At 60.1% G+C, this 12,486-nt stretch carries 8 protein-coding genes; 4 read left to right on the top strand and 4 right to left on the bottom strand.

Going from position 1 to position 12,486, the window contains the following annotated elements; translation table 11 throughout:
- The first annotated feature begins 40 nt into the window (after positions 1–40).
- From BFQ03_RS17390 to BFQ03_RS17380, 3 genes are read left to right on the top strand one after another with little or no spacing between them, the layout of a single operon-like run.
- A complete protein-coding gene (locus BFQ03_RS17390) occupies positions 41–1,282 on the top strand; it encodes an exonuclease SbcCD subunit D C-terminal domain-containing protein (RefSeq protein ID WP_032860906.1) in 1,242 nt (413 codons plus the stop codon).
- A complete protein-coding gene (locus BFQ03_RS17385) occupies positions 1,279–4,917 on the top strand; it encodes an SbcC/MukB-like Walker B domain-containing protein (protein WP_065943630.1) in 3,639 nt (1,212 codons plus the stop codon). The genes BFQ03_RS17390 and BFQ03_RS17385 overlap by 4 nt, the downstream gene beginning before the upstream one ends.
- Positions 4,914–5,528 carry a glutathione S-transferase gene (locus BFQ03_RS17380; RefSeq protein WP_032860909.1) on the top strand — a complete coding sequence of 205 codons (615 nt, stop codon included), beginning with the start codon at positions 4,914–4,916 and terminating at the stop codon, positions 5,526–5,528. The genes BFQ03_RS17385 and BFQ03_RS17380 overlap by 4 nt, the downstream gene beginning before the upstream one ends.
- Positions 5,529–5,617: 89 nt before the next feature.
- Here BFQ03_RS17380 and BFQ03_RS17375 read toward each other — a convergent pair whose 3' ends face one another.
- The 4 genes from BFQ03_RS17375 to BFQ03_RS30720 all read right to left on the bottom strand — a co-directional run bounded on the left by BFQ03_RS17375 (position 5,618) and on the right by BFQ03_RS30720 (position 8,153).
- Entirely contained in the window at positions 5,618–5,797 is a 180-nt protein-coding gene (locus tag BFQ03_RS17375) for a hypothetical protein (RefSeq protein ID WP_032860910.1), read from the bottom strand.
- A 155-nt stretch (positions 5,798–5,952) separates the two neighbouring features.
- Complete coding sequence (locus BFQ03_RS17370; RefSeq protein WP_032860912.1) at positions 5,953–7,128, bottom strand: lactonase family protein; 1,176 nt, start codon at positions 7,126–7,128, stop codon at positions 5,953–5,955.
- Positions 7,115–7,405 carry a DUF5629 family protein gene (locus BFQ03_RS17365; protein ID WP_065943629.1) on the bottom strand — a complete coding sequence of 97 codons (291 nt, stop codon included), beginning with the start codon at positions 7,403–7,405 and terminating at the stop codon, positions 7,115–7,117. The genes BFQ03_RS17370 and BFQ03_RS17365 overlap by 14 nt, the downstream gene beginning before the upstream one ends.
- 409 nt (positions 7,406–7,814) lie before the next feature.
- On the bottom strand, positions 7,815–8,153 hold the full coding sequence (locus BFQ03_RS30720) for a hypothetical protein (protein ID WP_239695254.1): 339 nt from the start codon (positions 8,151–8,153) through the stop codon (positions 7,815–7,817).
- A gap of 165 nt (positions 8,154–8,318) precedes the next feature.
- Between BFQ03_RS30720 and BFQ03_RS17360 the strand changes: the two genes are divergently transcribed.
- On the top strand, positions 8,319–12,452 hold the full coding sequence (locus BFQ03_RS17360) for a dermonecrotic toxin domain-containing protein (RefSeq protein WP_239695253.1): 4,134 nt from the start codon (positions 8,319–8,321) through the stop codon (positions 12,450–12,452).
- Positions 12,453–12,486: the final 34 nt, after the last annotated feature.

Raw genomic sequence — 12,486 nt, 5'->3', positions numbered from 1 at the left:
GTAAACTCCCCTCCTTTATCAATTCCCCACGGAGTTCGCCTTGCGTCTGTTTCACACCTCCGACTGGCACCTGGGCCAAAACCTCCACGGCCAGGAACGCGACTTCGAACACGCCTGTTTCCTTGACTGGCTGCTGGGCCAGATCAAGCAGCACTGCCCCGACGTGCTGCTGATCGCCGGCGATATCTTCGACACGGTCAACCCGCCACTCAAGGCCCAGGAGCGGCTGTATGACTTCATCATCAGCGCCCATGAGCAAAATCCCACACTGACGATTGTGATGATCGCCGGTAATCATGACTCCGGCTCGCGTATCGAACTGCCTGCGCCGTTGATGCGCCGTTTGCGTACCCATGCAGTGGGTCGCGTGTTGTGGCTGGATGATGGCCAACTGGATGCCGAGCGCCTGCTGATCCCGCTGCCGGATGCCAAAGGCAAGATCGCCGCGTGGTGCCTTGCACTGCCCTTCTTGCGCCCGGCAGAAGTGACCGGTGCGCACCTGGGTGACGACTACCTGCGCGGTATCGGCCAGGTCCATGAATGGCTCATTGCCGCTGCCAACGCCAAACGCAAAAAAGGCCAGGCGCTGATTGCCATCAGTCACGCGCATATGGCCGGTGGTTCGGTGTCGGAAGACTCCGAGCGCAGTCTGATCATCGGCAACGCCGAGGCGCTGCCGGCCAAGCTGTTCGACAAAAGTGTCAGCTATGTTGCCCTCGGCCATTTGCACAAGCCGCAAAAGGTGAATGGCGAAGAGCGGATTCGCTACAGCGGCTCGCCGATTCCGCTGTCGTTTTCCGAAATCGGCTACAAACACCAGATCCTCGACGTGACATTCCAGGGCCAAATGCTGGTCAGCGTCGAACCCCTCCTGATTCCGCGCGCGGTCAACCTGCAACGCCTGGAAGCCGCGCCCCTGGCCGATATCCTCAAGGCCCTGGCAGATCTGCCGGATATCGACCTGCTCGCCGAAACCCAGCGCCACCCTTGGCTCGAAGTGCGGGTGCGCCTCGACGAACCGCAACCGGACCTGCGCCAGCAAATCGAAACCGCCCTACTTGGCAAGGCCGTGCGCCTGGTGCGCATCGCCGCTGAGTACGCCGGTCAACGCGCCAGCGATGCCAGTGACGAAAACAGCCTGATCGAACTCGACCAACTCACCCCCCAGGAGCTGTTCAGCCGCGCCTGGCAGGACAGCTACGGCAATGATGTGGACGAACAGACCCTGAAGGATTTCGCCGTGCTGCTCCAGGAAGTGCAACAGGAGGATGAACAACCATGAAAATCCTCGCCATCCGCCTGAAAAACCTCGCCTCCCTGGCCGGGCCGTTTGAGATCGACTTTACTGCCGAACCCCTGGCCAGTGCCGGGTTGTTCGCGATCACCGGGCCCACCGGTGCCGGTAAAAGCACACTGCTCGATGCCCTGTGCCTGGCACTGTTTGGTGCCGTGCCACGCCTGGGCGACACCGGCCAGGCGAAAATGCCCGATGCCGATACCGATATTTCCATCGGCGACCCACGCACCCTGATCCGACGCGGCACTGGGGGTGGTTATGCCGAGGTGGACTTTATCGGGGTCAGCGGGCGCCGCTACCGTGCGCGCTGGGAAGCCAACCGTGCCCGCGACAAGGCCAGCGGCAAGCTGCAGAACAGCCGGCAAAGCCTGATCGACCTGGACAGCGAGCAATTGCTGGCCAGCCAGAAAACCGAATACAAGACTCAGCTGGAACTGGCCCTGGGTCTGAATTTCGAGCAGTTCACCCGCGCCGTACTGCTGGCACAAAGTGAGTTCAGCGCCTTTCTCAAGGCCAACGACAATGAGCGCAGCGAATTGCTGGAAAAGCTCACCGACACTGCGCTCTACACCCAGCTGGGGCAGCGCGCGTTCGTCAAGGCCAGAGAGGCCAAGGAAGCCCACAAACTGCTGCAGGACCAGGCCAGCGGCGTCACGCCGCTGCCGGCCGAAGACCGCGCCGAGCTGGATCAACAGTTGAGTACGGCCCAGCAACAGCTCAAGACCCAGCAGGCCCAGCTCAAGCAATTGGAGCTGCAGCACACCTGGCTCAAGGAGCTGCGTGAGTGGCAAGAGCGCCAGCACAGTGCAGTTGAGCAACTGCAACAGGCCGAGCAGGCGTGGCACAACCAGGGCCCGCAACGCCTGGACTTGAGCCGCCTGGAACAACTGGCACCGCAGCGTCATCATTTCGCGCGGCACAGCGAGTTGACCGGCCAGTTGGAGCCCCTGGCCGCGCAGATCCGCCAGCACCTTGAGCAGCAGACCGCCCTGCACGCGCGCCAGGAGCAACTGCAACAGCAGCAAGCCAGCGCACACAGCGCCTTGGCCGCCGCCCTGCAACAGCAGACCGAGTCCGTGCCTCTGCTACGCCAGGCCTTCGAAGCGCAAAGCACCCTCGCCCGCCTGACTCGCGAACTGGCCCAAAGCCGCGCACAACAGCAGCTGGGGCAAACCGCCTGCACCGAGGGCCAGGCCAGCCTGGATGCCTTGCACACCCAGCAACAGCAGGTTGCCAGCCGCCTGCAACAACTGGCGGTACAGCTTGAACGCAGTGCTGCCCTTGCGCCCTTGAGCGATGCCTGGAACGCCTACCGCGACCGCCTGCAACAGCTGATGCTGATCGGCAATCGCCTGAACAAAGGCCAGGCCGAACTGCCCCAACTGGAGGCTCGTGCCAACAGCGCCAGCGAGCAATGGGCCCAACAGCGCACAGCCCTGGACCTCTTGTATCAGGAAGCCGGCGCCGAACCCCACGCCGTGGCCGAGCAGATCCAGTTGCTCGACAGCCTGCTCAAGGACAACCGCAAGCAGCAACGGGCCTTCGAGGACTTGACGCGGCTGTGGGACAGCCAGCAGCAATTGGACCAGCAGCAACAGGAGTTGGCCCTCAAGCAGGCCACCGCCCAGCAACAGCGCGAGCAGTTGAACCAGACCGGCCTGCAAGCCAAGGCCGAACTGAGCGTGGCCGAGCAGACGCTGAGCGTGACCAAGCAGTTACTCGAACGCCAGCGCCTGGCGCGCAGCGCCAGTGTCGAAGAACTGCGTGGGCAATTGCAGGATGAGCAGCCTTGCCCGGTGTGTGGCAGCGTCGAGCATCCGTATCACCAGCCTGAAGCCCTGCTGCACAGCCTCACGCGCCATGATGAAAGTGAAGAAGCCAATGCGCAGAAGGCCGTCGACACCCTCAAGGAAAAGCTCACCGAGTTGCGCGGTGAAGTCGGCGGTTTGATCGCCCAGCAAAAGGAATTTTTGCAACAGCAGGAACAACTGGCGTCCCAGTTCCAGGCGCTGGTCCCCAGCCTCGATGCCCACCCGTTAAGCGCCGCCCTGTTCAATCAGGACAGCGGCAAACGCAGCGCCTGGCTGGCGCAGCAACTGGGCCAGCTCAACCAGAGCATCACCCAGGACGAACAACGCCAGGGCGCCCTGCTCAACCTGCAACAAAACGCCGGGCGCATGCAGCAGCAGTTGCAAGCCGCCCAGGACGCCAGCCAGCAGTCCCGCCAACAGTTGATCGACCAGCAACGGGAACTGGCCAACGACCGCGAGCGCCTGGACGAGGAACTGAGCGCCTTCGCCAGCCTGCTGCCGGCCGAGACCCTCGAAGGTTTGCGTACGGAGCCGGCCGCCACGTTCATGCTGTTGGACCAGCAGATCAGCCAGCGCCTGGAGCAGCTTGGCTACCAGAAGGATGAACTGGCCGAGCAGCAACAGCGCCAGCAAGCCATCGAAAAAGAACAGGACCGCCAGCAACATCGCCAGCAACAGTTGGCCGTGCTGCACCAGCAACTGGTCGACCTGACCACCCAGCAGCAAGCCGCCGAGGAAAAACTCCGCGCCCTGGTGGGCGAACACTCCAGCGCCGAGCACTGGCAGCAGCAACTCGACCTGGCCGTGGAACAGGCGCGCCACAGCGAGACCCAGGCCAATCAACAGTTGCAGGACACCCGCAACGAACTGATCCAACTGGCCGCCGACCTCAAGTCCCGGCAGGAACGCCAGCACGCCCTGGACACCGAACTCCAGGCGCTGCACAGCCGTATCGGCGAATGGCGCGCCCAGCATCCGCAACTCGACGACACCGGCCTGGCGCACCTGCTGGCCTTCGACGAGGCCGGTATCAGCGAACTGCGCCAGCAGGTGCAGCACAGCGAAAAAGCCATCGAACAAGCCAAAGTCCTGCTGCAAGAACGCGAGCAACGCCTCAAGGACCACCAGGCCCTGCACAACGGCAACCTTGACACCGAACAGCTGGACAGCGCCCTGGCCGAGCTCAACCAGCAATTGAGCAGCGGCGAAAAACACTGCGCCGAACTGCGCGCACGCCAAGCCGAAGACCAGCGGCGCCAGGACGCCAACCAGACCCTGGCACTCGCCACCGCCCAGGCCTATGAGCAATGGCAACGCTGGGCCCGGCTCGATGCGCTGATCGGTTCGGCCACCGGCGACAAGTTCCGTAAATTCGCCCAGGCCTACAACCTCGACCTGTTGGTACACCACGCCAACGTGCAACTGCGCCAACTGGTGCGTCGCTACCGCCTCAAGCGCGGCGGCAGCATGCTCGGCCTGCTGGTGCTGGACACAGAAATGGGTGATGAACTGCGCTCGGTGCATTCGTTGTCCGGCGGCGAGACGTTCCTGGTGTCGCTGGCGTTGGCCCTGGGGTTGGCATCGATGGCGTCCAGCACGCTGAAAATCGAGTCGTTGTTTATCGACGAAGGCTTCGGCAGCCTGGACCCCGAATCCCTGCAATTGGCGATGGATGCCCTGGACGGCTTGCAGGCCCAGGGCCGCAAGGTGGCGGTGATTTCCCATGTGCAGGAAATGCACGAGCGGATTCCGGTACAGATCCAGGTCAAGCGCCAAGGCAATGGCCTGAGCACCCTGGAGGTGAAATGAGCGACGTCGTGCTGTATTCGTTCCGCCGCTGCCCCTACGCCATGCGTGCGCGCATGGCCCTGCGTTACTCAGGCGTGGCGGTGAACATTGTCGAAGTCAGCCTCAAGGCCAAGCCCGCCCAGATGCTGGCGCTGTCGCCCAAGGGCACGGTGCCGGTGCTGGCGGTAGCTGGCCAGGTGATCGACGAGAGCCTGGCGATCATGCACTGGGCGCTGGCGCAAAATGATCCCGAAGATTGGCTGCTCAAGGACGATCCGGCGGCGCAGGCGCTGATGGCGGGTTTACTTGAAGAGAATGACCAGGCCTTCAAGGTGCATTTGAATCGCTACAAATACGCCGAGCGCTACCCGGAGCAGACGATGGAACAGTATCGGGCCGAGGGTGAGGTGTTTTTGCGCAGGCTTGAAGAGTTGCTGGGCCAACGCGATTACCTGCTGGCCGATCACTTGAGCCTGGCAGATGTGGCGCTGGTGCCGTTTGTACGGCAGTTTGCCCATGTCGATCGGGAGTGGTTTGCAACCACGCCTTATCTGCGTCTGCAGCAATGGTTGGAGCGGTTTTTGGCGTCGTCGCTGTTTACCGCGATCATGGCCAAAAACAACCCACTGTAGGAGCCCGCTTGCCGGCGATAGCCATCTGTCAGTTGGAATTACTGTGACTGACACACCGCCATCGCCGGCAAACTGACGCCTACAAGACTTCAGGCTTGGGTCTTATGGTCCAGGGCAGCATAGAAATTGGCGCTCTGTTGCAGGTACTTCTGGGTGTAGGCGCTGGTGCTGGAGTTTTTGCTGCTGATCTCCACGCTGGCGCTGGCAGGCAGGGCAACGGTGGCGGAAACAGCGGAGGCGGCGATGATCGAGAAGAGATTGAAGTTCATGGCGGTAACCCTTGTGTTCAGTTGGCTGGATGGCTTGTGAAGGCCTTGGAGCAAACTTACGCCTGGGTACCGGCTGGCTGAAATGCTTTGAAACAGTAGCCGTTATCACTGGGATTAATACAACGAGTCAGGCCCCGCACGGCGGGGCCTGTGGCTTATTGACGCAGCACGAACTTGAGGTCGCTGGGGGCATCAATCGGCAGTTTTTGTACCGTCTTGCCCAATTGACCGGTCGTGGTATCGCGCTCGATCACCACGATCTGGTTGCTCTTCTGGTTGGCAATCAGCAGGAACTTGCCGCTCGGGTCAAGGCTGAACTCACGGGGATGATCGCCTTCCACGGAGCGTCGCTGGATCTCTTTGAGCTGCGCGCTGGCCGGATCGATGGCAAACACCACGATCTGATTGGCGGTCCCCCGATTGCTGACGTAGAGGAACTTGCCGTCACTGGACGCATGCAACGCCGCACCGGCCTTGTCTGACACTGGCTGGCCGGCGGCAAATTCCACCAATTGACGCTGGGTCAGCTTGCCGTCCAGGTAGTCGTATACCGCGACCTGCGCGCTCATCTCAGTGGTCAGCCAGGCATGCTTGCCGTCCGCGCTGAACAGCAGGTGCCGCGGGCCACTGCCTGGCGGCAACTGCACGAAGGCCGGATCGGCCGGCGTCAGCGGCAGTTCGGGGTTGGCCTTGGGGTCGTAGCGGTAGGCAAAAAGCCTGTCCGCCCCCAGGTCCTGCACGAACACGTACTTGCCATCGGGCGACGACACCACCGAATGCACATGGTTGGATGCCTGGCGCTCGGGGTTGACCCGGCTGGCCGGGTGCGCGCTCAGTTGCACCGGCGGCGACAGTTTGCCCTCGCCGTCTACCGGCAGGATCGCCAGGCTGCCGCCCGGATCTTCCAGCACCGAATAGTTGGCGACAAACAGGTAACGCCCATCGGCGGCCAGGCTGGCGTGGGTCGGCTCGTTACCCAGGCTCTGCACCTGGTTGATCAGGGTCAGTTGATGGGTGGCCGGGTCAATGCTGTAGCTGCTGACACGCCCTACCGGGTCTTGCTGGCCGGGGCCGTTTTCGTTGACCACAAACAGGCGCTTGCGGTCCTTGGACAGGGTCAGCCAGGACGGGTTTTGCGTCTTGGCTGCCAGCACCGGCGGGCCGCTGAACTGGCCGGTGCGGCTGTCGAACTGCAGGCGGTAGATGCCTTCACTGGTGCCGGCGGTATAGCTGCCCACCAACAGCTCAACGGTATCGACCGGTGCGGCCTGGACCGACATGGCGCCGACACTGCCAGCCATCAGCAGGGGCCAGAATTTACGCATCAGCATGCTCGTCTTCCTCGTCGTCGTTGTTGCCGGTGACCGCGCTCAGGCACACCAGGCGATGCTCGCCCGTATCGCCGGCAAGGGTCCAGCTTTGCAAGCTTTCATCAAAGATCGCCGCCTGCACTTGCGCGATGCTGAACGTCCAGCGCTTCTCGGCCCGACCGTCCATGCTTTTAATCAGCAACTGTTGATCCGTTAAGTTGAAATCAAAGGCATGCAGGCCATCGATTACGAGCATATCGCTGGAGGCAAGTTCAGTCAGCAGGGTAGCGGCAGTCATCGGGGATCATTCATCCGTTGGAAAAACGCTGATGATAGGGCAATCCCTTGCGTCTTTCCTGCCTTGCTTTGCCCAGCGGTAGCGGGTTACCGCACCAGGCGCGACGTTGACAGTACTTTACGGGGGAATACGCCTCCCTCTGTAAAGGACTTCACCTGTGCCAAACCCCACGACAAACCCATCCGAAAATATTCTGCAAAAAGCAGTGGCCGCACACTTCTCCACTCGCCCCACTCTGCGCTCAGTGGCCGCTCAGACACTGACATACACCCTGAAAGAGAAATATGCACTCTTACCCTATCAATCCAGCGACCTTTACTTGGCGCTCCCCCGCGACGGTGGCGGTCGAACCCTGCAGCCACTGCTGGATGTGGCACTGCAGCATATTGCCGACGGCAGCTTCCCCGACTTATCCACTCGCGACAACCTTGACTGCTACCTGAGTGATGCCACCGGTACCCGTCTGGACACATATGACGTGCACGTCGTCAAAGCCGTGGTATGGGAACTGTCCTTGATTCTGTTTATCAGCTTTCAAGATGCCCTGGCTGACTACTGGGGACAAAACAGCGACGCCGGTGGCAATCGCTGGCAGTGGCTTGCCGGGCTGCTGCAAGGCATGCTGAGAACTGCGGCCATTCGCCAATCGGGCGATGATGCCGAACAATTGCAGATACTCAGCACACTGGCCAGCTACCCCAGCCGGGAAGCCAGGGCCAACCTGCCCTGGCCCGATAATTCGATCCATGCCTATACCCTCGAAGCGCATCTGGTACGTGACAGCACCACGCTGACCTTGCAGTCCAGCGATCTCTTGGTGGTCAGCGGCAAGCGCGTGTTTCTGTACACCCTGGCAGGCCAGGTCGAGCGTTACGCCAGCCTGGATGCATTCGCCCAGGCATGGGGTGAGCGCATGGGGCAGCAGTTCATCGCCGACAAAATCACTTGGCGCCAATACGAGCCCGATGGCGATATTTTCGAGGTACAAGCCGCGTTGGCATTAAACCAGCAGCTGGAAGATCTCGCGGCGATCCAGCTGCCTGCTGGCACCTCGGTAAGCAAGGTGGAAGGACTCTTTGAGTCGATCACCAACCCCGCTACGTTGTTTACCCATTCGCCACTCACACCAGTCAAGACCCTGTCACCGATCCAGGCCGCCCTCCCCGAGTGGCTGCGAGCGGCCTCGCCCGCTGACCTCTTTGCCTATCGCCAATGCGTGATCGAACAGGCCAGCCTCAGGCGCCTGACACGGGGCGAAGGCTACTTGAGTGGGTTGGACGATATCCGCACCTATGCCGCCAGCCATCTGAACCACCAACTGTGCTTGAAGAGAAACTTCGTGCTGCACGGCACGCACACCTGTACAGACATTGCACACTCAAAGTACAAGGCCAACGAACTGGAACTGACCTTCGATGTGGCCGTCGGCACTCTACAAAGTGGCTACATCGAGAAGGTGACGATGAGCCTGGTCGATCTGGCCCTGAAAAACCTTTCGGGAAAACCCAGTGGCACTGTGAGCTTGCGCCACACTGGCGGTCAGGAGATCGAGGCATGGCTGACCCAGGCTTACCTGGATGAGCTGGTCCAACGCGTCAATGTCGGCCTGAACTACCCGGTCTATATCCAGCAGCAACTGCTGAGTGACACTGCGGAGGCTGAAAAACGCAAACACCTGTTCTGCGGGCAACGGCCAATCGACCTGAAGATCCAGGCCCTGGAGCACAAAATCAAGGGGCAAGCCGGGCTGACGCCGAGAGGTTTGCGCTACGTCATGGCCGTGGTCGGCACCCACCGTACAGAGCGCTGGGTCGACAATGATGAAATCGTCATTCGAGCCCTGGCGTTTCAACGCAAACCTGGGGCCAAGGCCGATGTGGCGCAGAACATGTTCATCATTGAATCGCGCAACGGACAGTCCGGGCCGCACCTGCTCTATCGCCCGGCTTATCAGGACGCGCTGTTGGAATTTGCCAGCCGCCACAGCTTATTGGCGGCCATCGCACAGCCCGGGGCAATCCAGAAGAGCGTGCTGACGTGGCTGGCGGATGATGCCAGGGATGTCTACAGAAATGGTGGCTTTAAAGAACCGCATTACGTACGTGTCAGCGGGATAGGTTCAGAGTTCGACCCCTTGCCCAGCGTCCCGAAACCCCCGACGCTGGCAAGTACCGACGATGAAAGCAACGATCAGATCCTGCAGGCGTTGAACAACAACCAACTGATGGAGTACTTGTTTGTTTGCGAAGCCCGTCAGTTACTGGGTCAGGCCGACCGAGAGTCAACGTCCAATGCCGAAAGCCGATGGGCGTTGATTCTTGAAGGGGTACAACTGGGTTTCAATACATTGTTGATGCTGGTGCGCGGCCCGTTGGCGGCAGTGGGTTGGTTCATGCAACTGGCCCTGAGCCTTGAGCATGACCTGCCGGCCCTGGCGAGCCAAGACCCTATTGCCAGGGAACTTGCGTGGGTTGATCTGCTGCTCAACCTCAGCATGGTCTTGATCCACCATGGATTGCCCGCCCCAGCAGCAGGCAGGCCATTGATCGAAGATAGTGCAGCCCAACAGCCCTTGGTAGCCCTGCCATTGAGGCAGCCTTACGACCAGGCAATCAGTCAGCGCCCCATCGTTGAGCGAGGCATCGTTGGACTGCCTTCCGAACCGCCAGGGGGCGGCAAAACCCTGCTGGATATTGACCGTTCCCTGGCCAGCGACAGTGCATCGGCGCGTCTGCTGCAAAAACTGCTTGAGGTCAACGTTCCCTGGCCCGAACCGGCACCGGAACCCATCGCGACAGGTGCGCTCAAGGGGTTGTTCAAGGTCGACAACCTCTGGTACAGCTCCGTGGCCGGCTTGTTTTTCCGCGTGGGGATTACCCCAGGGGTTGATGAAGTATTCATCATTGCCCCCGAAAAACCAGAGCATCCCGGAATCAAGCTCCGCGCCAATGGCTTAGGCCGTTGGACCCTGGATCGCGGGCTGAAACTGGCAGGCGGTGGCCCCAAGCGCCTGGCAGCCTTGCGCGAGGAAAACCAGCGTCAGATAGAGCAGCTCCAGGGGCGCATGCAAGTACTCAGTGTAGAACTTACCCACGCGATGCCCGAACTCAAAAACTGGCTGACTCGAATAAACAGCAACCGCGAAACGCTGATAAAACAAATCAATACATTGAAACTGGTATGGCGCCTTCTGGAAACAGCCAGCGGCGCTCAGAAATCGGCCCTTCAAGCGCGCCACGAGCAAGAAATATCAAACTACTCAAAGATCCGCACCGACTATGAACTCGTCCTGGAGAGGCTGGAGCGACAACATGCCCTGCTGCTGCCAAAGCGGATTGAACTGTTCAAGGTGGGCCAGGACCTGGAAAGATACGCAGGAGCTCGTGGCCATGTCCAGGACCGGGCGACAACCCTGAAAACGCTCTGGGATGACCAGCAGCGTGTGCATATCCACCTGCAGAAATGGGCAGATACCTTTCTATTCAGCGATCTTGGTGAGCCTATGAATGACCTGGTTCAGCGGATGCTGCCTGAGTTACAGAGCGGACGTCCCTGGATCTATAACGAACACATGACTCGATCGAGTGGACTGGCAGACGTCATCCAACGCATGGCCGCTCGCTCTAGAGAAATGGAAACCACCCTTGCGCTGTTGGAGCAGGACTCCGTAGCGGGACGTGCCATCCGTGAAGAGTTACTGGCAAAAATCGACTTCCCCCAACATTTTTTTTCAGACAACCTGGAAATCCACGCGCTAATCCCGCTGTCGTGGGGGGTCGTCAAACCGTCAGCGATTGAGCCCTCCCCACTGGAGGCCCTGTATATCCAACATCTCGATGATTCAGGCCTGAGCCAGGCCTTGCTGTCGCACACCGAAGTGCGTAGTAGCACCGGCTACCCACTCGATGCGCAGCGTATGCTCTACGACACCCTGCTTGATAAGTACCGCAGCTATGCGCACGCCATCGAAGCTCTCAAGTTTATAAATCCGCAACGCGTACACCCCATCGCCGAGCGGCTGCTCAATGGGCTCAAGCATGCCCACACGCTTGCCGAAACAGAGCTGGAAGCCGTAGTCCGCAGCCAGGAGGCACTGGAGGTCGAAGCGTCATTGGCAACGCTACGCAGACCGAAAGCACCGACAAAGCGCATTTTCAAAACCCGCAATCGAAAATACCTGGTGGGTAACCTGATACCTGCTGATGGCCAACACCCTCATGAACATCTCACCATTACCAACACATTCACTGGCGAAACCGTTTCCTCATTCAATCAATTTGACTCCGATAGTTGGGTAGAGGCTCCCCAGACACGCGTTGCCCTACCAGAACCAGCCCCCCAAGCGAGTTCCCTGGTGGTGCTCAGGACCCAGGGCGAAATACTGATCCAGCAGCGTACCGAGATCGAACGAGTCATAACCACTCAGCAACAGAAGCTGGAAAGCCCCATCAGCCTGCAAGACGTCAACCCAGCAGACTGGAATGAGCTGCTTACCGAACAAGCCAAAACGTTAACCGACCTGGCCGATGAAATCTCGCGAGAACACCGCAACCAGCCGTTGGCGCTGGACCTGATCGACAACTATCGGGCACATGCCAGAGACATGCAGCGAATGGCGAAGCGGGTGTGCAGCGAGGCCTACAAACGCCAGTGGCCAACACTGCAAAGCCTTGAATACTTGTGGCGACAAAAAGAAATCGACATCAACCTGACCAGCCAGGCAGACCCGCAGCGGCCCACCCTCAGCGGTGATTTTTTCACCGAGTACGCCGTGTATGACAAAGCTCAAAAGCCACCGCAGGTGCTCTGGTATGCCCATTTCCACTATGCAACTGCCAACGCACCGCCCAGTCGCTACACCAGGGCGCATTTGAAATTGGCCAGTCAGCGTAAATACACGCAAAAGGACCTGCTCAAGGCCCATATTCAAGCGCGGTTAAGCAACCAGCAGGTGCCGGGGGCCGAACCTATCGAGAAGATTTTGTATGTATTGATCACGCCGCCTGAGGATCAACTGTTTTTAGCCATCGCCCCCTCAACCACCTGATCAAAAACGCCCGATGGTTCTGACATCGGGCGTT

This window comes from Pseudomonas sp. 25 R 14 (assembly GCF_900004755.1).
Lineage (GTDB): Bacteria > Pseudomonadota > Gammaproteobacteria > Pseudomonadales > Pseudomonadaceae > Aquipseudomonas > Aquipseudomonas brenneri.
This window is presented reverse-complemented; position numbering and strand designations above follow the sequence as displayed.